Genomic DNA, 20,772 nt, shown 5'->3' on the forward strand with positions numbered 1-20,772 from the left:
CTCCTTCGATTTCGTTTCATTTTTTAATTGACGTCACGCTATTAGTAATTTCCGTTCTAGCAAAGGTTCAAACAAAAAACGCCATCTCCTAGAGAGAATGGCGTGATCAATAATAAATCATTAACGTCTCATTGCCGAGGTGGCACCGCGTGTTCTTCCAGACGAACTCGACCAATGTCCACATGGCCATGAATCCGCTGATCGCAAGCAGGATGAGCGCATACACAGGTGTCAATTGAATCAAGAACGACCATCCGAGTGCGAACAAGATGGGCTGGGTCAATAACACGAAACCGACGTACAAGGCTATGATGAGCAATGCGAAGACAATCCGTCGTCCTAGCGTTTGGAAGTGGTGACGGAAACGCGTCAATAGGCCAAAGATGGCACCAGTCAATAGAACAGGGAGGACGAAGCCGAAATAATCGAGCGGGTAAGGCGTAGCGGGTGCCGTGAACAAGCGCAGACTGAACACATCATCCATCACAAGCAATAAGTTGGCGTAGGCGAATGCCAAAATCATACCGAGTAGCCAACCGAATTGATTCCAGACGCGACGAGATGACTTGATTGCCTCAATTTTCGTATAGGCTAAAAAGGAGACATCACGCATCTCGACATCCTGGAGCTTGACTTGAACTTCGTTGAGCCGCTCAATCGCCCAATCGAATTCCCGATTCGCCTGCGCTTTCTCATGAGGTTTCAATTCATCCGTCGCCTCAATCATCATATGGTAGCGACGTTGGTACTCCTCGTTTGTCGCCGGTTGTTCAATTAAAAATCGAGCATAGTCGTGCGGGTTTTGTTTCGTGAGTCCTTCGAGAGGCTGCCCGTTCTTTTCCGCCTGTTGAATATAGCCGGCTAAACTGTCGAGCAAGCGATCGGCTTGCTGCTTGTCATCTAATAGGTCGTTTAAATGCGTACGGACTTGATCGTAAAACTGTTGAACGACCGGGTCGTTCGATACGTGTGGTTTCAGAAAAATTCCTCTCTTCTTCTTGATAAGTTGTTCATACAGGTGGTTTGTCATTATGGGTCAAGGTCAGCGATTCAAAATCGCCTTGCTCGATACTGCGGATGAGAATCTCACTTCCACCCATATTAGTGGCCAAAGGGATGGAATAGACATCACAGAGACGCATCAAGGCACTCACATCAGGTTCGTGCGGTTGAGCCGTCAATGGGTCACGGAAGAAAATAATCATGTCCATCTCACCCCGGGCGACGGCGGCACCGATTTCTTGGTCTCCGCCGAGCGGGCCCGACTGAAAGCAATGGACGGGCAATCCGGTCGCCTCGGCAATGCGCTTACCGGTCGTGCCAGTGGCGAACAGATGGTGTTTTTCCAAGACATGAGCGTAGGCTTTCACAAGTACGATTAAATCATCTTTCTTCTTGTCATGGGCAATTAGGGCGATGTTCATCTTACTTCCTCCTCAAAAAGACTTCTTCTTTTAATTCGTATCACATTTGACCTAGAAAGACACGCCTTCTTTCTTTAAGAATGCTTTCTGAAAAAGCTGTTTTCCCATCAAGTCTTTATCGGGAAATAGGAAATGGCAAGGTTTAGGTAGATGAAAATGTTGGTATTTATACAAAGAGTCAAATAAATGAAATCATTTTTAAAAAGAGATGGGAGGAAGATGTTAGATGAACGATACTACTTATAATTTCAACACGTTCATGTCATGGCTGCCTGAGCTTTTGCTCGCATTGCTCATTCTTGTCGTCGGATTCATTTTGGCGAAAGTTCTAGAAAACGTGACGCGCAAAGCGCTTCGCAAAGCACGCCTCGACGATCGTGTCGGTGTCAAACCAGAAGGGGAACCTGGAAAACCGGGTAAAGAGGAGAAACGATGGACGCCTGAGCGGATCATCGGGAAAGTCGTCTTCTTCGGCGTATTGCTTCTCGCATTTTTAATCATCTTCGAATTCATGAACGTACCAGCTATCACACAACCGTTCAGTCAAATCTATGCTGGCTTCTCTGGGTTGATCACAGGGGTCATCAAAGCAGGTCTCATCTTGCTCGTCGCATGGATTATCGCGACGCTCTTGAAAAAAGGTATTCAAATGGCGGGTCATCGCCTCAACTTGAACAAGTTGATGGAGAAGACGGGCCAAGAGTCGACGAGCGTCAATCAGACGAAATGGGTCGACACGGTCGCCAATATCGTCTTCTACCTCGTCTTATTGTTAGCTCTTCCGGCGGTGCTTGATGCGCTTGGGTTGCAAGGCATCAGCGGACCGTTTGAAGACTTGTTGAACAGTTTCCTCGCCTTCATTCCGAAACTTGTCGCGGCTGCACTCATCTTCGCGATTGGTTATATCGTTGCGAAAATCGTCCGTGACATCTTGACGAAGTTCTTGGAAGCAGCAGGTCTTAACCGCTTCGCTGAAAAATTGCACTTGTCAGACTACGTAAAAGGGTCAAGTCTCGCGAAAGTGGTCGGTACGATCGTCTTCATCTTGATTATGATCCCGGTCACGATTTCAGCGCTTGAAGCGCTCGATATTCGCGGAATCTCGGATCCAGCCATCTCGATGCTCAACGACGTCTTGGCAATGATTCCAAATATCATCGTGGCCATCGTCTTGATTCTCGCAGGTGTCTTCCTTGCTAAATGGTTGAAAGGCGTCGTCGTGTCTCTCCTTGAGAACTTAGGCGTCAACTCACTCGCTAGTAAGATGGGTCTCGGTGGTCGCTCGTCGTCATCGACATCGATCGCACAAGTGATCGGAACAATCGTTCAAATCATCATCATCTTGTTGTTCGTATCGGAAGCCCTTCAAGTCGCAAACCTCGACTTTATGGCTTCGCTCGCGACAGCAATCTTCGCATACTTGCCAATGGTCATCGCTGCCATCGTCATCTTGGCGGTCGGTTTCTGGCTCGCGAACATGGCAGAGCGTCTCGTCGGGAGTGTGCTCGTAGATGGAGCTGGCCAACCGAGCGTCCTGCGCCACGTCGCGAAGTACGCGATTCTTGGAATCGCCTTCTTCATGGCCATCAGCCAACTTGGCATTGCGCCAATGATCGTCAATACGGCATTCTTGCTCATCCTTGGTGCAGTTGCGCTCGCCTTCGGCCTTGCCTTCGGTCTCGGCGGACGTGAGACAGCAGCTCGCTACTTGAAGAAAGCTGAGAAGCGAATCGATGAGACAGAAGTGTCAAAAGAAGGTCTCGAGCAAGAAAAAGCCCAAATGAACCAAGAAGCCGAGGCTGCGAAGCGACAGGCGAAACAAGGCATGGAGCAGTCGAAGCGTGAAGCGGATCAAACGAAACAAGAGTTGAAACGTGAAACGAATCGTCCGCAAGCCTCACAATCTGATGTGACGAACGTGGACGGTCCAGAACCGAACCCGTTCCATGACAACATCACACCAGATCAAGACAATCGTTCACTTGATGACAACGAAGGTCCACGTCGTCCGTAACGGTGAAGGACGGGTCCCTAAAAAGGGGCCCGTTTTTGTATTTCTGTAAAAAAGTGTCACTTTTGTCGATATAATAAGAAAGAGGTCGACGAAAAGGCAGGAGTGAGGCGAAGATGTTTCAACGATTTCAATACACATTAATCATGAATTACATATGGGGTTCAGGCATCGCCGTGTTCGGTGTCGGGGGGCTGTTCATCTTTCAGACGCTCGATTTATCCAAGACGGAGATGCTCATCCTCTTGGCTATCATGGGGCTGTCCGGGATGATGATGATTGGGCTTGAACTGCTCCTTTATCGACGTCACATCCGGCCGATCCGTCGTGTGTTTCAAACAGAGACACCAACGTATGAGGAGCTTCAACAGGCGTTCGATCAAACGAGTCACTTTCCTACGTTGACGGTGAAACGGATTCTCGGTCCGCATTTGTTCGGCTTGTCCGTGCCGGCGATGAGTATGACGGCACTCGCCATCGAACAAGGGTGGATTGACTTGCCGTATCGGTTGATTGGCTTGGCGGCGTTCGGTGCTATTTTAATCGCCATCTTGCATGCGTTGATTGAATTCTTTTTGACCTATCGCTCGGTTGAACCGTTGTTGCTTCAGTTGCAGGAGATGAGCGGAAACTTGTACGGGCGGCCGCTCCAAGCGACGTATCGCTCCATTAGCGTCCGGACGAAACTATTGATCAGCATGCTCGTCATCGGTGTGTTCCCGGTCGCATTGTTCATCCTCGCGTCAGGGGTGCAACTGTCGACTGTCAATCAGGTCGATGCATACTGGCAGTGGGCGGCTGTGATTTTAGTCGTTATCATCGGGGTCGCGACGTTTAGCAGCTTTTTGCTGTATGACAACATCAAACGTCCGATCAGTGCATTAACCGAAGGGGTCGCCGCGTTAGATGCCGGACGATTGAATCAGATTGACAACCCTTACTCGGATGAGTTCGCCCAACTCGTCACGGGCTTTAATCAGATGGTCACGAACGTCACGTATCGAGATGCGGAAAACGAGCAACTGTTGAACAGTCTGTTCGTCTTGTTCGCTGCAACACTCGATGCCCGGGATTCGTATACGGCCGGGCATTCCGAGCGAGTCGCCGCCTATTCTGTCGAGTTGGCACAGGCGCTCCAGTTGCCGACCGGACAAATCGAGCTGCTCCGCAAATCGGCGCTACTCCATGATATCGGGAAGATTGGTATCCGTGACGATGTGTTGTTGAAGGAAGGGAAGCTGACGGATCATGAGTTCGCGCAAATTCAAGAACACCCGACCATCGGAATTCATATTTTGAATCAAATTTCTCTACCGGCTGCGTTACAACCGATATTGGCAGGTGTCCGGTCCCATCATGAACGGATTGATGGGCGCGGATATCCGGATCGATTGGTCGGAGAGGAGATTCCGCTCTTCGGTCGTATCATGGCAATCGCCGACGCATATGACGCTATGACCTCTGACCGTCCATATCGGGACGGGATGCCAGTCGAGAAGGCTCTATCGATTTTAGAGAGCGGTCGCGGTACACAGTGGGATCCGGCGTTCGTCGATGTATTCATTAGGTTACGACGTCAGGCCATCTCTGCTTAAACAAACAGGTCCGCCCCACAATTGGGCGGACCTGTTTGTTAAAGGAACGTTTCAATGAGATACACCCCGACGATGCCGCCGATGACGACGAGCATCAAGTTGACCCGAAGGAATGCGAGCGTTGCGGCGACCACCCCACCCGCTAAAGCTGACGTAAGACTGGTCGTTGCCTGCAGGATGCCCGGGAAAATGAGACTGGCGAGCACCGCATAAGGCGTGAAGAGTAAAAACCGCTTCAAGAGCGGAGGTAATTTCAAGTCCCGGAGCCAAAGCAGCGGCACGAGTCGCGGGATATATGTGACGAGCGCCATGGCAAGGACGAGCAACAAGAGGCTGATCATGTTTCGTCCTCCTTATACAGCAAGGCTCCGGCTCCAGCGGCGACAATCGTGGCCAAGATGATGCTCAAGCCGGACGACAGCGGGATGAATGGAGAGACGCCGAAGTAGAGAATGGCTTGAGTCAAGACGGCGATTGCAGCCACGACGATGACCGGTTTGCGGGTAAGGGATGGGACGAGTAGGCCGATGAACATGGCGTACAAGGCGATGCCCATACTCGCTTGGACCGAGGCGGGCAAGCCGAAGGCGAGAAAGACGCCAATCCATGTTCCGACGTTCCAAGCCAAGAAGGCGATTAGGTTTAGCCCGAGCACAAAGTGGCCGCGCGTCGATTCGTCACGCGTCGAGGCGACACTGAACGTCTCGTCGGTCACGCCGAACGCGATGGCGGCCAGAAATCGATTCGAGGTCGTCTCGAGACGCTGGGACAACGACGCCGACATGAGGAAGTGCCGTAAGTTCAGGATGAACGTCGTCAAGATAATCTCCCAATACATCGAACCGGCCATGATCAGTTGGACGCCAATAAATTGACTGGCGCCGGCAAAAATGAATAATGACATGGCGAGCGTGATGACGTTTGGCATATCGAATGATTTCGCAAGCAGCCCGAAAGCGATGGCAATCGGGATATAGCCGACAGCGACCGGTATACCGGCCCGCATGCCGGAACGGAAGGCGTCCTTATTCGGGATCGGTGTCATTTGTGAGACCGGAGTTGCCATGAGACCCCCTCCATTTCAGAGATGATTAGTTGTGGATTCGAGATTGGGTCACGCTTTCCTGCTCGAACCCGAAAAAAATAGGGTATATATAGGCGATAAGGAGTGTGAATATATGAGTCGTGCAGAAGAATTTATCGCATCGTATCACCGGATCGAGGATCATTTGAGTCGCGAGATGGGGGACGGCCAGCATTTCAGTTTCAGCAACATGGTCAATCGTCTCGCCAAACATAATCCCATTATCGAACGCTATAAAGAAGATTTACATCAGATGAGTCAGTTGCGCAACGCCATCGTTCACGAGCGGCGTGAGCCGGATTTCATTATCGCCGAACCGCATGAATCGATTGTCAAGTTGATTCTTGAAGTCGAACGGGAGTTGCTTCACCCGCGTCAAGTCATTCCGATGTTCCGTAAAATCGTGACGACGTTCGACGCCGACGACTCGTTGGTCGACGTGCTCGGTGAGATTCGGGATAAGAACTACTCGCAGTTCCCGGTCTATAATCATGACGGGTCGTGGCGCGGATTATTGACGAAAAAAGGAGTGACCAGTTGGCTCGCCGAAACGGTCGACGGGCCTCGTGTGTCACTCGAAGGCGTGCAGGTCAAGCACGTGCTCCATCACGACCCGCACCTGCGACGGTATCGGTTTATCGCGAAAGAGACGTCGGTCATCGAGGCGCATCATCATTTCATCAACATGAAAGACGGGGTCCGGCTCGATGCCTTATTGATTACCGAGACAGGACAAGAAGATGAACCTTTGCTCGGGATCATCCGGCCGCAAGATATTTTATACGTCATCGGTTGAGGCGCCGTGCTCGATGGCGACCTCATATTGGGTGACCGTGTTTCCAAGGACGATGGGCTTCACTTCAGAAGTGCCGTCGTCCCGTTTTTTATGGGCATGTTTATACGCTCCGCTATCACGCCAATTTTCGAAGCTCGCCGCATCGCGCCACGTCGTCATGATGACGACTTGATCTTTCGTCTCGTCCGACGTATCGGTCAACACTTGCATCCGAACGAACCCATCCATCGACTCGATGCCTTTCGTCGTCTGGAAACGGGCCGTGACCGCAGCGACTTTCCCTTTTTCAACGTCTAGTTTGTTCATGACAATCCACATGCACATGTCCTCCTCTGCGATATCGTACGCGTCCATTATACCTTGAACGCATTCAATGAATCGCTCGAGATGCTCGCGTCAACGTTTCGCCCACCAGTCCTCGAACGTCCAGTTTTGTTGTTTGATTATCGTCGCTTCTTTTACACCGACATAACGAAGATGCCACGGTTCATAATTGTAGCCGGTGATTTTCTCTTTGCCTTTCGGATAGCGAACGATGAACCCGTAACGGTGTGCCTGTTGGAGCATCCATTTTCCTTCAGGGGTTTGGTCGAACGAGGCATAGAGCCCCATCCGCATCCGCGCACTCGTCATATCGACGGCGAGTCCGGTCTGATGTTCGCTATGGCCGGGACGGGCGACATATTTTGAGGCGTATGCCGTGCCGCGGGTATTGACCCAATACGTGTAAAGCGATTTTTGCGTGGCATAGGAGCGATAGGCGCTGAGCGCATACAGCGTATGTCCTTCTTTTCGACCGGCATAATAGAGACGAGCGAGGGCGTGAGCGGCTTCAGCGGCCATGAGGGTGCGCTCGCTTCCTTTTGTATAGACGGTCGGGATGGTCAACGTGACGAGTTGACGAGAGCGATACGTGCTCGATAGTCCGTGTTGTTTATTGACGAGTCGAAGCCGTTCTGTAGCCGTAAGTTTTGGGATCCCGGCTTTCAAATTACTAGACGGAGTGTAGTAGCGTGTGCCATTGATGTAGACGTTCGACCAGCTTCGGTTGTAGGTCGTGTAGCGGACAGGCGTATTGGTCAAAAGCGTCTTGGCGACCGGAGACGATTGCATCGCCCGCCAATACAATTTCGTCGTCTTGATGGTATAGCCTGGCTGAGGTGAAGGCGTCGCGGCAAAGGTGGACGTGGTGGGGAAGACGAGCAACAGGACGAGGAGTACACGGATGAGCTTCACAGGAAAGACCCCCTTTTTGCTGGATAGTCTTCTTTTCCCGGTTTTTAAGGGGATGAAAAGAAGAGAAATTAGGGAATAGTGAACAGGACTGTCTCCGCCTCTTGACCTGCTTTCTGTACTGCGCGAGCCCGATGTGATGGAGAGCAGGAAGTAGTACACTGGATGTAAGAGAATGGTTGAGACTAGAAAGGAGTGAGCGTATGGAACTCATTTTTGGTTTACCGTTATTGTTGCTCGTCTTGTTCTTCGCCTTTTTGTATTTCAACATCAAAGGGTTATCGAACATGTGGAAAGACTATGATCGGACGAAATCGATGATGCCGCTCGGGTTCTTTATCGTCGGGATTATCGGGATCTTCACCGGCGTTTGGACGTGGCTCGTCATCTTGATCTACTATGCAGTCCGTCCGAAAGCCTGACCTGACACCGTGTGCGAAAGCGCATGGTGTTTTTTTGTTATACTGGGGGTGAGGTGTTGTCATGGAGAAATTGATCAAGGCGTGGTTCATCATCACGCTCATAACGTTTGTATTATTCAAACTCGGCGAGACGATGACTGCCGCCTATACAGAAACGGCGGGTGAAGGGAATCCCTACGTGCTCGTCTTGCTCATCGGTTGGCCGTTCGTCCTGTTGTTCATCTGGATTACGATTCGGCTTGCTCGGCGTGCGGTCGAATCAGTTCATCGCCTGGGACGAGTCGGTCTTTTAGCCGGGAGCCTCGTGATGGCTGGAATCGGTCTATATATCAACGCCGGTCAAGCGGCTTCGCTCCGGGCTGGAATCCGTGCTTCTGAGAATGCGGCGTACGCATCAGGATGGAACCAGTTCACGAACATCATTTATGCGAACCAATTGACGTTTTTCGTCTTGACGGTCAGTTGCATGGCAATCGGGGTAACGTTTTCCTTCGTCACGCGAAAACAAACGAACGAGGAACGGCTCAACTAGCCGTTCCTCGTTCTTGTTCACTGCAATTTGTTTTGATAGAGACGAGCGTACCGGTCGGCCGCGATGATGGCATCGGCCACTTGTTCAGCGGTCACATCGAACCCACTATGAATCGTCTCACCTTCCGCCGTTGCCGCTTGACCGACTTTTAGGATGTCTTCACGGGAAGCGTCTTTCAACTTCACGTCTTCGAGTGTGACCGGCAACTCGAGCGCCATATACAAGGCGACGTAGCGGTCGAACTCTTCCTGCGTTCGGCCTTCGAGCGCAAGTTGGACGAGTGTGCCGAACGCGACTTTTTCCCCGTGCGTCAAATGGTGGATGTCTCCGTGGAGGGCGGTGAAGCCGTTATGAATGGCGTGGGCCGCTGCGAGCCCGCCGCTTTCAAAACCGAGACCACTTAGAAGTGTATTCGCCTCGACGACGGACTCGAGTGCCGGAGTGACGACTTTGGCCTTCACCGATTCATAAGCAGGGATTCCGTAATCGAATAGCACCTCTTCGCAGCGTTTGGCGATGGCTTCCGCCGCAATCGTCGGGACACCACCCGCCATCGTTTTGCCACCGAAGGCGAGGACGCTCCGGACTTCGACCCATGTCGCGAGCGCATCGGCAATCCCCGAGGCGAGGAATCGGGCCGGGGCCTCGGCGATCAATTTCGTATCGACGAGGACCAAATCCGGATTCTTTTTATAGAAGCGATAGCTTTCAAAGTTTCCTTCATCCGTATAGATGACGGACAAGGCGCTCGTCGGGGCATCCGTTGAGGCGATGGTCGGGACGATGACGATGCGGGCATCGAGTTCGTCGGCGACAGCTTTCGCCGTGTCGAGCGTTTTTCCGCCGCCCATTCCGATGACGAAAGCAGTATGGCTCTCTGCTGCTGCTTTGGCGATCCGTTCAATCTCGTGACGGGACGCTTCCCCGACAAAATCGGCCTTTTCTGCGTTCACGCCGCTCGACTTGAGTGAATCGGTCACCCGTTCCCCAATCAAGCGCCAGACGATGTCATCGGCAATCAAGAGAGCCTGTGATCCAAAATGGCTAACGTGCTCCCCGATGCGATCGATTGTATTTTTTCCTTGCACGTACTTGGCCGGACTGATAAATACGCGTTCTGACATATTCAACATCCTTTCTAAAGTAACAGTGACGACAGGACAACAGTAGGTTTGTTCCCGATACAGCCCCTCCTTCAAACAGTCCTACATGTGACATCTCGGTGAAACTGCTTTGGGCTTTCTTCACAACCCACCAATAATCACGAGTAACACAATCAAAGCGACGACGGCAAGAAATCCCCAGTCGAGTACATGCTTCATCACGGTCGTTCCCTCCTGCCAGCTGATGAGACCAGTATAGATGGTGGATGGATTTCTGCCGTTCTAAAAATAGGACCGGGTCAAAAAAAGAGTAGCGTTACGGGTTCCAAGGTTTGAATGAACTCACAGCGGGAACAACTCTTTCGTATGCTTAATTTAGAAGGAGGAATTTGCAATGTCTAAACATGTACTGATTGTCACGACTTCTGCGAATCAACTGGAGAACGGTCACGCGACAGGGCTTTGGCTCGAGGAGTTTGCTGCACCGTATCTTCAATTCGAGAAACAAGGTTATAAAGTCACAGTAGCGAGCATCGAAGGTGGAGACGTGCCAATCGATGCGAACAGCCTAGAAGGCGATTTGCCGCAAGAGGTGTTGGACACGAAGCACCTGTTGAAAGATACGGCGCGACTCGATCAAGTGGCCGATGACACGTATGACGCAGTCTTCCTTCCGGGAGGACACGGTACGGTCGTTGATTTCCCGAACAGTGAAACGTTACAGCGTGTCATCCGTGATACGTATGAAGGCGGAAACGTCGTCGCGGCCGTCTGTCATGGACCGATTGGACTCGTCAACGTTAATTTGAGCAACGGAGATCCGCTCGTCAAAGACAAGCGCGTGACAGGATTCACGGATGCCGAGGAACGCGAGATGCAGCTTGACTCAGCGGTACCTTTCCTCCTTGAATCGGCGATGCGCGAGCGCGGTGGAAAATTTGATGGCGCAGACAACTGGGCTGTCAACGTAACGGTCGACGAACGTCTCGTTACCGGACAAAATCCGCAATCTTCAGAACAAGTCGGAGCAGAAATCGTCAAATTGCTCGGATAATCCCACAGACAGCTTAGGTTACTCCTAAGTTGTCTTTTTTTCGGACATATGTCCTTTTCAAGCCTTCTCATCTCACGTAAAGTCAGACGAGGAGATAGGAGGAAATCGGATGGGTCTGTTATTTGCCGTGCTTTCGGGCACGTTCATCGCATTGCAAGGGATCTTTAATGCCAAGCTCGGCTACGCGGTCGGTGCTTGGATGTCGGTCACGGTCGTTCACCTCATTGGTCTTGTACTTGCTCTTCTCATTTATGCGTTCAAGCGGGATGCAGACATGACGGCGTTTCGGCGCGTACCTTGGTACTATAGCTTGGGTGGTCTGTTCGGGGTGTTTGTCGTTTTCGGAGAACTGACCGCTATTCAACAGCTCGGTGTGACTTGGGCGATCTGCGTCTTGCTCGTCGCCCAATTGATCGGGGCGTTTTTGATTGATGTGAACGGATGGTTTGGTGTGAAACGGAAACCGCTCAACCAAGGTCAGCTCACAGGACTTGCCTTGATGGTCGCCGGGATTGGCATTTACACGTTCACGTAAGGGGGAGACGGATGAAAGTAGAGGCAGCACTAGAACGACTCGGGTGGGCCCACCTGTTCTCGGAACAAACATTAGAGGCATCGACGATTGTGACGTATCCGTCCGGAGCGATGCTCTGCACGAACGATAACCCGATCGAGTCTCTCTTCGTCGTGTTAGAAGGGCGTGTCAAAATCTATACGTTGAGCGAGGAAGGCAAGTTGCGCTTGCTCCGTTTAAAGATGGCCCCGACATTGATTGGGGATATCGAATACGCCAGCGGACGCAACGTACTCCACACGGTCGAGGCCGTCGGGGCAGTAACCTGTCTGCGCGTGCCGTTTGATGTGCTCCGCACGCATAACCGAACGATCGAGTTCACGGAGCATCTTCTGCGCGGCGTATCTGAGAAACTGTTCATCGAGGCGAATGCCTCGTCGAACCATCTCATGTCGACACTCGAAGAACGATTGGCGGGATATCTCGTCTCGCTCAGCGAATCAGGGAACGACTTGTTCCAAGACGAGATGAGTCAGTTGAAACGAAAAGAAGTGGCGGAATGGCTCGGGACGAGTTATCGTCATTTGAATCGGACGTTACAATCGTTCGCGGATGAAGGACTCGTCGAAAAGACGCGGACAAAAGTAACGATTTTAGATGCGACTCGATTAAAAGAACGTGCCAATGGCATGTTGTACGAATAAGGAGGCAACTCATGATAGTAGGAATCATCTGTTCGGCGGTAGCCGGCGCATTCATTAGTGTACAAGCTGCAGTCAATGCCAAAATGAACGCCCATCTGGGGGCATGGGCGACAACGGTGCTCGTCTTCATCGTCGGCTTGCTTGGATCGCTCGTCCCACTCGCTTTGTTCGGTGGTAATGTTCACGGCGTATTCGAAATCTCGCCGATATACGCGCTCGGTGGGTTGCTCGGGGTCGGTGTCGTCTTCTGTGTGATGCGAAGCATTCAATTGCTCGGACCGACGCTATCGGTGTCCATCATTCTCGTATCTCAGTTGATATGGGCGCTCGCCGTCGACTTAACGGGAGCGTTCGGGATGCAACAGTTGTCACTGTCCCCAGGGCAGGTCATCGGGTTGATGGTGTTGCTCTTAGGCGTCATCGTCTTCAAACAATCTCAAGCGGCGGCCCTGCATCAGGAAGCCGCACCCGAAGCCACTTCACGTTGAAGGGGCTTTTTTCTTGAGTGAAACGGGTACAGGTGAATAACAAATCTTTGATATGATGAGATTGTAGTACGAAATATACGCAGAGGTGATGAAAACAGTGGATTCTTCCATAGTGATCGATTTACTGATCGTTTTATTCTTGATCGTGTTGAACGGGATTTTCGCGATGACGGAAATCGCACTGATCTCGTCCAAACCGGCCAAACTTGAAGTCGAGGCGAGCCGTGGTAAACGCAGTGCCGAAATCGCACTCAAGTATTCAAAAGATCCGACCGACCTGTTATCGACGGTCCAAGTCGGAATCACGTTGATCGGTATCATCAACGGGGCTTACGGGGGTGCGCGTTTCTCGGCGCCGCTCGCCGATGTGTTCGCCAATCTTGGCATGAGTCCCCAGTACGCACCGACCGTCGGTTACGTCGTCGTCGTCACGATTATTACGTATTTGTCGCTCATCATCGGTGAGCTCGTGCCGAAACGGATTGCGCTCGTGGCTCCGGAAAAAGTCACGATGGCGATCATTCCGGCACTCGACTTATTTAGTAAAGTGATGCGACCATTTATTTGGATTTTGTCGAAGTCGACACTTTTCCTTTTCAAATTGCTTGGCCTGAAAGCGGAGCAGTCGAGTGGTGAGACCGAGCTCGAAATCAAGCAACTCTTGTTCGAAGGAGCCCAGCAAGGGGCATTCGCACACGAGGAAGTGCAGCAGGTCGAGCGTGTGTTTGCGTTCCATGACCAGCTGATTTATGAATTGATGCAACCGCGGACGACGCTGGAATGGGTCGACCTTGAAGACGATATGGACGATATCAAGAAATCGATTTATGAGAGTAAACACAATAAACTCCCGGTCGGGCGCGATACGCTCGACGAGTTCGTCGGTTATATCGATGTCCGTGACATTTTGACATTATCGACGCTTCGGGAGCCCTCACAAATTTTGAAGCGAATCAAACAACCACTCATCGTCCCAAAACAGCGAGAAGCGAGCCAAGTGTTGCAGATGATGCAAAAGAATGGCGTCGAAATCGCCTTCGTGCTCGATGAGTACGGCGGATTCCTCGGGATGGTCACATTGTTCGATATTCTAGAAGAAATCGTCGGCGAAGTGATGATTGAAGAAGAAACACCGGAAGTCGTGCGCCGTGAAGACGGTTCGTACTTGGCCGATGGTTTGCTCGGGATTGAGGATTTGAAGCGGACGTTCGGAATTCGAGACAATCGTTTTGATGAAGGGCGTAACTCGTATCATACTCTTGCCGGACTTGTTATTTATGCGCTCGGCGATTTCCCGAAACGGGGAGACGTTGTCGAAGCATATGGTCTTCGATTCGAGGTCGTCGATATGGACGGCAAACGTGTTGACCAAGTGCTCGTATCGATGTTGCCTGAACAAACAAAAGAAGACTGACGCCGCGGCGTCAGTCTTCTTTTTTAGGCGCGTTCCATGTCTCGAATGCCGCCTGCATGAGGACGCGGGCGGTATGAAGCATCGCCCGTTCGTCCACATCGAAGCGGGGATGATGATGAGGGAAGACGGCACCGACTTCCGGGTTACCGGCTCCGGTGAAGAAGAAGCTGCCCGGTACGTGTTGCATATAATAGGCAAAATCTTCTCCGACCATGAGCGGGGACATCTCGATGACGCCATCGGTGCCAACGACGCGAGCGGCGCTGCGACGGACGTGATCGGTCTCGATGGGATGGTTGATCACGGCGGGGTAGCCCCGGATATAGTCGAGCTCGTAGTGCGCTTCGCTCGCCGAACAGATATGGGCGATAGTCCGCTCCATCTCGGCGATGATGCGTGTTTGCGTCTCCGGTGTGAACGTCCGTACCGTGCCAGACAGCTTCGCTTCATCGGCGATGACGTTGAATGCCTGACCGGCAACGAACGTGCCGACAGTTAAGACGGCCGGTTCGAGCGGGTCGATGCGACGACTGATGACTTGTTGCAACTGGCTGACGATATTCGTTCCGACCATGACGGCATCGACCGTGTGTTGCGGGATGGCCCCGTGACCACCTTTGCCTTTGACGGTCAGTTCGAAGCGATCAGCCGCGGCCATGATCGGTCCCGTCTTCACACCAATCGTCCCGTATGGAAGCGGGGTCCAAATATGAGAGCCGTAAATATAATCGACACCGTCAAGACATCCATCTTCGATCATCGGTTTGGCCCCACCTGGCGCGAGTTCTTCCGCGAACTGGTGAATGAGGACGACATCTCCCGGAAGGTCGATTTCCGTGAGTGCTTTCGCAAGGACGAGCAACGTCGCCGTATGCGCATCATGACCGCAAGCGTGCATCGAGCCATTTACTTTCGAGCGGTACGGGACGTCCTTTAAATCTTGAATCGGCAAGGCGTCAAAGTCGGCCCGAAACGCGATGGTCGGGCCTTCGCCGCCATGAATGCGTGCGACAACACCGTTGCCACCGACATGTTCGCGCACATCGAGGCCGAGGTCGCGCAAATAAGCTGCAATCGTCCGAGGTGTCTCTCGTTCTTCGAATGAAAGTTCGGGATGTTGATGGAAGTGGCGGCGGAGCGTCACCATCTCGTCGTATAGCTCAGTCAAGCGTGAATCGAGGTCAGTCACAAGCATGATTTACACTCCTGTCCGTTGATCATTTTTGGTTGAAGCAAGGTCCATACGTCGTGTGAATTCAAATCGTCGAGAATCGGACGATGTAATAAGGTTTGCGCTTCGTCAGCCGTCACCCATCTGGCATCACTGTGCTCCTCGGAGAGGGTGACGGTCGTCGCGACCGGGTGAGCCAAGTACGTCATGATGACGACTTGACGATCCGGGGCGGTCAAAAACGTCGTGGCGTACAACAATTGCTGGACCGCCACATGCAAACCGGCCTCTTCGAACACTTCCCGTTCAAGAGCGTGTTCGAGCGACTCGCCAAAGTCGAGTTTGCCTCCGACGAGTTCCCACGTGCCGGGATTGACCTCGTCATCATCAGCTCGTTTGATGATGAGCATGTGGTCGTCTTGCACAATCACCGCTTTCACGGCAACAACGATGGTAGGAACGGACATGATGACACTCCTTTGTATGAATTCGTGAGAGAACCCACAGCATATATGAATCATTTTCTACATATTCCCTAAGTTATGCTTATGGTATACGACAAAAGGGAATTAATACAGGAGAAAATCATGAAATGAGGTGTCGAAATGGGTTGGATTATCGCAATCGGTATCATCGTTGTCTTGGCGTTCATCTATTTTTCGATGTACAACGGACTCGTCAAATATCGGAACTGGGTCGACGAGGCGTGGGCACAGATTGATGTGCAGCTGAAACGGCGTTACGATTTGATTCCGAACTTGGTCGAAACGGTAAAAGGCTATGCCAAGCATGAGCAAGAGACGCTCGCAAAAGTTGTTGAGTTACGGAATCAACTCGGTTCGAAGACGAGCCGTCAAGAACAGATGGAAGTGAACGATCAATTGAGCGGCGCATTGAAGAATTTGTTCGCGCTTCGGGAGGCATACCCAGATTTGAAAGCGAACGAGAATTTTAAGATGCTCCAAGAAGAATTGACGCAGACGGAGAATAAAGTCGCCTATTCACGGCAGTTATATAACAATACGGTCATGAAATATAACACGAAAGTCGAATCGGTCCCGACGAACATCATCGCCTCCGTCCATAATTTCGAAAAACGCGACATGCTCGAAGCACGTGAGGAAGAACGCGAAAACGTGCGTGTCTCATTCTAATGGATTGGGGTGGCGACGATGATCCTGTATGAACAAATTCGTAAAAATAAAATCAAAACCGTGTTCATCGTGGCCGGATTCGTCCTGCTCGTCTTGGCCGTTGGAGTGGTCATCTCATATTTGAACTATGGTGACCCGCTCCCAGGCCTCATCTTCACTCCGGTGTTCTCGTTGTTTTATATCGGGATTGTCATCATGTCGAGCACGAACATCGTCATGAAGATGAACCATGCCCAAGAAATCACCTCGGTCGACCAGCACCGATTTCTGTGGCACACGGTTGAGAACATGGCCATGGTCGCGCGTGTCCCGATGCCGCGCATCTTTATCATCAATGATGCGTCACCGAATGCGTTCGCGACCGGCCTGAAACCAGAGAAAGCGGCCGTCGCCGTGACGACCGGACTGCTCGATCAGTTGACGCGAGAAGAAGTCGAAGGCGTCATCGCCCATGAAGTCGCCCATATTAAAAATTACGATGTGCGATTGGCGACAGTGACGCTCGCCCTCGTCTCGGTCATCGCCATCATGAGTGATATCGGCTCACGGATGCTCTTCTTCCGAAGTGTCGGTGGACGCCGCGACAACAACCAAAATCCGATTTTTATGATCGTCGGGCTGGTGTTATTGATTCTTGCGCCGCTCATCGCCACGCTCGTCAACTTGGCCATCTCGCGAAATCGCGAGTTTTTGGCGGATGCGAGCGGGGCCGAGTTGACGCGTAATCCGGATGCGCTCGCGTCGGCGCTAGAGAAAATCGCGAATATCCAAACACCGGTGAAGGAAGCCTCTCGTGCCTCGGCGTCGCTTTACTTTTCAGACCCGCTTAAGAAAAAGCTGAGCGGTCTGTTCTCGACGCACCCGAACCCGGCTGAACGGATTGCCAGACTTCGCAGTATGTAGCCTATACGAAGGTCCTCTTTTTAGAAGAGGGCTTTTTTGTACGTGAATAGGACCAACTCATTTCGCAAATCCAGTTTGTATCAATATTAAATGGGAATGATAGTAAAAAGAGGATGAAATGGAGGAGATTCCATGTTTGAGTCGGCACTCGAGTTAGGCATTGTCCTATTTTTATTGATTTATTCCATCACGGTTTCGCTCATGTTGATGTCAGTCAAAAAGAAGAGCTGAGTGAACGACAATTTTGTTAACATATGAGCCAAGACGGCAAAAAGCCACCTCGTGCGCGAGGTGGCTTTCGTCAGTTACCCGGCGCGATGGCTCCGGAGTTTTTCAATCTCTTCGAGGACGAATTGGACGTTCGTTCCGACGATGACTTGAATGTGGTTCGGGCTGACAACCTTGATACCAGGGATGCCCGCTTTCTTGATTTGGGCTTGGTCGACCGTATCCATGTCTTTCACATCGACGCGGAGGCGCGTGACGCATGACTCGATGCCTGTGACGTTTTGATCGCCACCGAGACCATCGTAAATCATCGCTGCCATCGCTGAATATTGACCGCCGGCAGCGACTGGAGCCGTTTTTGTTTCGCCTTCAGGAGCAGTTTCCGTTGCGACCGCGTCAACAGCTTCGTCTGACTCACGGCCTGGCGTTGCCAAGTTGAGCTTGACGATCATGAAGCGGAAGATGACGTAGTAGATGGCACCGAAGACGAGACCTTGAACGAGCAACATGTACGGCTGGTTCGCGAGCGGTAACCGTGAGCTGAGGACAAAGTCGACAAGACCGGCGCTGAAGCCGAATCCGGCCGTCCATTGGAACGTCGCCGCGATGAAGAGGGAAACTCCTGTCAAGACCGCGTGGACGAGGTAGAGAACTGGTGCGAGGAACATGAACGAGAATTCGAGCGGTTCCGTGACACCTGTGAAGAACGATGCGAACGCTGCGGCGAGAAGGAGCGAGGCCGCTTGTTTTTTACGTTTTGTTTTCGCTGTATGGTACATGGCGAGGGCTGCTGCCGGAAGACCGAACATCATAATCGGGAAGAACCCGGCTTGATAGCGTCCAGTAATCCCTTTCACACCTTCACCTGACCAGAAGTTACCGATATCGTTAATGCCGGCCACATCGAACCAGAATACCGAGTTCAAGGCGTGGTGAAGACCAGTTGGGATTAACAGACGGTTGAAGAAGCCGTAAAGGCCTGCCCCGATTGCACCCATTTTAGAGATCGTTTCCCCAAATCCGACGAGTCCTGTGTACACGACCGGCCAGACGAAGTAAAGGGCGACCGAGACGAGGATCATCGAGAATGCCGTCATGATTGGCACGAGACGCTTCCCACTAAAGAAGGCGAGCGCGTCTGGAAGTTTCACATGACTGAAGCGGTTGTACATTTGAGCGGCGACGATACCTGACAAGATACCGACGAACGCGTTGGCAATCTTACCGAACGCTGGGTTGACGGCTTCGACGTCGACACCTTGGAACAAGGCGACCGTTGCCGAAGACAAGAGTGTCGTGACCGTGAGGAAGGCGACAAGTCCGCTTAGAGCGGCTGAGCCGTCACGGTTTTTCGCCATACCGAGGGCGACCCCGACTGCGAAGAGAATTGGAATGTTATCGATGATTGCTGAACCGGCTTTGATCAAGAATGCGGCGGCGATGTTTTCAGAACCCCAGCCGACCGGGTCGATCCAGTAACCGATTCCCATGAGAATGGCCGCTGCAGGAAGTACCGCAACCGGCAACATGAGGGAACGTCCGAGACGTTGTAAAAAGTTCATCATTGTGAATGTCCTCCTTTTTGATGGTGTTGATCTTGCAGGCGTTGAATGTGGAGCGTGATGTAACCAAGCTCTGATTCGGGCAAGACGATGCCGTATAAGTCTTCCATTTCGTTGGCGACGTCAGACGCACATGCATAGGCCGACGAGAACTTCGTTTGAATCATGAGAAGCATATCTTCGTCGATCGTATGGTGATCGTAATGGTTGACCCGATCCATGACGAATCGTAAATGAGTTAATAAGCGTTGATAGGATAAGTCATCTTCTTCTATAGATAGATCGAGTCGTCTCGAAATCGATTGAATCATGTCACGTACGATTGTCGTCTGTTTGACCGTCTTGCGTAAATCACCTCCCTTCACTTTTAGTGTATGGATGTGCAGCGCGATGAAGGCCGCCTCATCTTTCGGCATCTTCACGCCGAGTTTGTCCTCGATGAGGTGAAGCGCCCATAACCCGATTTCGTATTCGTTGCGATATAAAATCTTAATCTCATTCAACAGCTTGTTGCGAAGCGAGATGCCTTCTTGCTCGCGCTCGATGGCAAACGAGATATGATCGGTGAGCACGATATGGATGTGTTCGTTGAACGTCGTCTCGAGCCGTTTTTCCGCATGCGAAATGATTTCTTCTGAAATCGTGAAGTGCTCAATCGGAATCCGTGTCAGCAGTTGTTGAAACTTATCATTCTCCGACATGACGAACAGCTTTTCCACCTTATGCGGATTGACGATATCGTTGCGAGCCTTCTTGAACGCGACGCCTGGTCCGATGGCGATCTTCTCTTCGCCCTCGTCCGAGACGATGACCGCGTTGTTGTTTAAAATCTTTTTAATTTTTAACATGTGTCCTCCTAACGAGGAGTCATTGTTCCGCTTGAGCGACGACGGTTTTCCCGGGAAGCGATGGGCCTCCTGCATGGAACGAATACGGGTGCTCTAACGTGCTCCCGTTTGTGATGACCATCGGAGTGACCGTGTCTTTACCGGCTCGCTGAATTTGTTCCAAGTCGGCCGTCAAGAGTGGCTGTCCGGTCGTGACCGTGTCACCGACTTTGACGTGGACGTTGAATGGGCTACCCGCAAGTTCGACCGTATCGAGTCCGACATGAATCAAAATTTCAGCTCCGTCTCCCGAACGGATACCGATCGCGTGCTTCGTCGGTGCGACCTGAATGATGGTTCCATCTACCGGTGCGACGACCGTTCCGTCCGTCGGCATGATGGCAATCCCGTCGCCCATCATCTTCTCGCTGAAGACGGGGTCGGTCACTTCCTCAAGTGGAATGATGTCTCCTTCCATGGGTGCGTAAAGTGTCAGTGTATGTCTCTTCATCCACTTATTCAATAACATGTTCGATTCATCCTTTCGCTTGAA

At 51.7% G+C, this 20,772-nt stretch carries 24 protein-coding genes; 12 read left to right on the forward strand and 12 right to left on the reverse strand.

What is annotated here, in order from left to right:
• Positions 1–106: 106 nt before the first annotated feature.
• Both KNP60_RS09710 and KNP60_RS09715 read right to left on the reverse strand, forming a co-directional pair.
• Positions 107–1,030, reverse strand: coding sequence for a hypothetical protein (locus tag KNP60_RS09710; RefSeq protein ID WP_233005141.1), 924 nt, complete (start codon positions 1,028–1,030; stop codon positions 107–109).
• Positions 1,011–1,424, reverse strand: coding sequence for a methylglyoxal synthase (locus KNP60_RS09715; RefSeq protein WP_034780495.1), 414 nt, complete (start codon positions 1,422–1,424; stop codon positions 1,011–1,013). Before KNP60_RS09715 ends, KNP60_RS09710 begins: the two co-directional genes overlap by 20 nt.
• Before the next feature lie 226 nt (positions 1,425–1,650).
• On the opposite strand from KNP60_RS09715, the gene KNP60_RS09720 reads away from it, so the two are divergent.
• Positions 1,651–3,438, forward strand: a complete 1,788-nt coding sequence (locus KNP60_RS09720; protein ID WP_214797377.1) for a mechanosensitive ion channel — start codon at positions 1,651–1,653, stop codon at positions 3,436–3,438.
• Between the two features lie 113 nt (positions 3,439–3,551).
• Entirely contained in the window at positions 3,552–5,030 is a 1,479-nt protein-coding gene (locus tag KNP60_RS09725; RefSeq protein ID WP_214797378.1) for an HD domain-containing phosphohydrolase, read from the forward strand.
• Positions 5,031–5,068: 38 nt separating this feature from the next.
• On the opposite strand, the gene KNP60_RS09730 is transcribed toward KNP60_RS09725, so the two are convergent.
• Complete coding sequence (locus KNP60_RS09730) at positions 5,069–5,371, reverse strand: AzlD domain-containing protein (protein ID WP_138860152.1); 303 nt, start codon at positions 5,369–5,371, stop codon at positions 5,069–5,071.
• Entirely contained in the window at positions 5,368–6,096 is a 729-nt protein-coding gene (locus tag KNP60_RS09735; RefSeq protein WP_214709642.1) for an AzlC family ABC transporter permease, read from the reverse strand. Before KNP60_RS09735 ends, KNP60_RS09730 begins: the two co-directional genes overlap by 4 nt.
• Positions 6,097–6,208: 112 nt before the next feature.
• On the opposite strand from KNP60_RS09735, the gene KNP60_RS09740 reads away from it, so the two are divergent.
• Positions 6,209–6,910, forward strand: coding sequence for a CBS domain-containing protein (locus KNP60_RS09740; protein ID WP_214754374.1), 702 nt, complete (start codon positions 6,209–6,211; stop codon positions 6,908–6,910).
• On the opposite strand, the gene KNP60_RS09745 is transcribed toward KNP60_RS09740, so the two are convergent.
• Positions 6,893–7,228 (reverse strand): antibiotic biosynthesis monooxygenase, encoded by a 336-nt coding sequence (locus tag KNP60_RS09745; protein WP_034780505.1) that lies wholly within the window; start codon positions 7,226–7,228, stop codon positions 6,893–6,895. The two genes, KNP60_RS09740 and KNP60_RS09745, sit on opposite strands and share 18 nt — an antisense overlap.
• 78 nt (positions 7,229–7,306) lie before the next feature.
• Positions 7,307–8,146: a M15 family metallopeptidase gene (locus KNP60_RS09750; protein WP_214754372.1), complete on the reverse strand. Its 840-nt coding sequence runs from the start codon at positions 8,144–8,146 to the stop codon at positions 7,307–7,309.
• Positions 8,147–8,346: 200 nt separating this feature from the next.
• Here KNP60_RS09750 and KNP60_RS09755 point away from each other — a divergent pair, with 200 nt between their 5' ends.
• Entirely contained in the window at positions 8,347–8,565 is a 219-nt protein-coding gene (locus KNP60_RS09755; protein ID WP_034780509.1) for a hypothetical protein, read from the forward strand.
• Between the two features lie 61 nt (positions 8,566–8,626).
• Positions 8,627–9,097: a hypothetical protein gene (locus KNP60_RS09760; protein ID WP_214797379.1), complete on the forward strand. Its 471-nt coding sequence runs from the start codon at positions 8,627–8,629 to the stop codon at positions 9,095–9,097.
• A gap of 17 nt (positions 9,098–9,114) precedes the next feature.
• Here the strand turns inward: KNP60_RS09760 and KNP60_RS09765 are convergent, their stop codons facing one another.
• Positions 9,115–10,221 (reverse strand): glycerol dehydrogenase, encoded by a 1,107-nt coding sequence (locus tag KNP60_RS09765; RefSeq protein ID WP_034780513.1) that lies wholly within the window; start codon positions 10,219–10,221, stop codon positions 9,115–9,117.
• Between the two features lie 373 nt (positions 10,222–10,594).
• Here KNP60_RS09765 and KNP60_RS09770 point away from each other — a divergent pair, with 373 nt between their 5' ends.
• The 5 genes from KNP60_RS09770 (at position 10,595) to KNP60_RS09790 (ending at position 14,374) form a co-directional block, all read left to right on the forward strand.
• Positions 10,595–11,254, forward strand: a complete 660-nt coding sequence (locus KNP60_RS09770) for a type 1 glutamine amidotransferase domain-containing protein (protein ID WP_034780515.1) — start codon at positions 10,595–10,597, stop codon at positions 11,252–11,254.
• Between the two features lie 109 nt (positions 11,255–11,363).
• Positions 11,364–11,789, forward strand: a complete 426-nt coding sequence (locus tag KNP60_RS09775; RefSeq protein ID WP_214710743.1) for a DMT family transporter — start codon at positions 11,364–11,366, stop codon at positions 11,787–11,789.
• Positions 11,790–11,800: 11 nt separating this feature from the next.
• Positions 11,801–12,472, forward strand: coding sequence for a Crp/Fnr family transcriptional regulator (locus KNP60_RS09780; RefSeq protein ID WP_084592951.1), 672 nt, complete (start codon positions 11,801–11,803; stop codon positions 12,470–12,472).
• An 11-nt stretch (positions 12,473–12,483) separates the two neighbouring features.
• Positions 12,484–12,960, forward strand: coding sequence for a DMT family transporter (locus KNP60_RS09785; protein WP_131471707.1), 477 nt, complete (start codon positions 12,484–12,486; stop codon positions 12,958–12,960).
• 88 nt (positions 12,961–13,048) lie between these two features.
• Positions 13,049–14,374 carry a hemolysin family protein gene (locus KNP60_RS09790; protein WP_138860144.1) on the forward strand — a complete coding sequence of 442 codons (1,326 nt, stop codon included), beginning with the start codon at positions 13,049–13,051 and terminating at the stop codon, positions 14,372–14,374.
• 10 nt (positions 14,375–14,384) lie between these two features.
• Here KNP60_RS09790 and KNP60_RS09795 read toward each other — a convergent pair whose 3' ends face one another.
• Together KNP60_RS09795 and KNP60_RS09800 are read right to left on the reverse strand one after the other, a co-directional pair.
• On the reverse strand, positions 14,385–15,569 hold the full coding sequence (locus KNP60_RS09795; protein ID WP_214797380.1) for a M20 metallopeptidase family protein: 1,185 nt from the start codon (positions 15,567–15,569) through the stop codon (positions 14,385–14,387).
• Positions 15,560–16,012, reverse strand: a complete 453-nt coding sequence (locus KNP60_RS09800) for an NUDIX hydrolase (RefSeq protein ID WP_138860142.1) — start codon at positions 16,010–16,012, stop codon at positions 15,560–15,562. Before KNP60_RS09800 ends, KNP60_RS09795 begins: the two co-directional genes overlap by 10 nt.
• Positions 16,013–16,150: 138 nt before the next feature.
• Here KNP60_RS09800 and KNP60_RS09805 point away from each other — a divergent pair, with 138 nt between their 5' ends.
• The gene (locus KNP60_RS09805; protein ID WP_034780526.1) at positions 16,151–16,699 is read left to right on the forward strand and encodes a LemA family protein; all 549 of its coding nucleotides are present in this window, start codon (positions 16,151–16,153) and stop codon (positions 16,697–16,699) included.
• Between the two features lie 21 nt (positions 16,700–16,720).
• Positions 16,721–17,602, forward strand: a complete 882-nt coding sequence (htpX, locus tag KNP60_RS09810; RefSeq protein ID WP_034780909.1) for a zinc metalloprotease HtpX — start codon at positions 16,721–16,723, stop codon at positions 17,600–17,602.
• A 305-nt stretch (positions 17,603–17,907) separates the two neighbouring features.
• On the opposite strand, the gene nagE is transcribed toward htpX, so the two are convergent.
• The 3 genes from nagE to KNP60_RS09825 are packed head-to-tail and all read right to left on the reverse strand — an operon-like array spanning position 17,908 to position 20,748.
• Positions 17,908–19,395, reverse strand: a complete 1,488-nt coding sequence (nagE, locus tag KNP60_RS09815; RefSeq protein ID WP_034780529.1) for an N-acetylglucosamine-specific PTS transporter subunit IIBC — start codon at positions 19,393–19,395, stop codon at positions 17,908–17,910.
• A complete protein-coding gene (locus KNP60_RS09820; RefSeq protein ID WP_034780531.1) occupies positions 19,392–20,240 on the reverse strand; it encodes a PRD domain-containing protein in 849 nt (282 codons plus the stop codon). The genes nagE and KNP60_RS09820 overlap by 4 nt, the downstream gene beginning before the upstream one ends.
• Positions 20,241–20,259: 19 nt before the next feature.
• A complete protein-coding gene (locus tag KNP60_RS09825) occupies positions 20,260–20,748 on the reverse strand; it encodes a PTS sugar transporter subunit IIA (protein ID WP_051627763.1) in 489 nt (162 codons plus the stop codon).
• Positions 20,749–20,772: the final 24 nt, after the last annotated feature.

The sequence above is a fragment of the Exiguobacterium sp. s5 genome (assembly GCF_018618075.1).
Taxonomy (GTDB): Bacteria; Bacillota; Bacilli; order Exiguobacteriales; family Exiguobacteriaceae; genus Exiguobacterium; species Exiguobacterium mexicanum_A.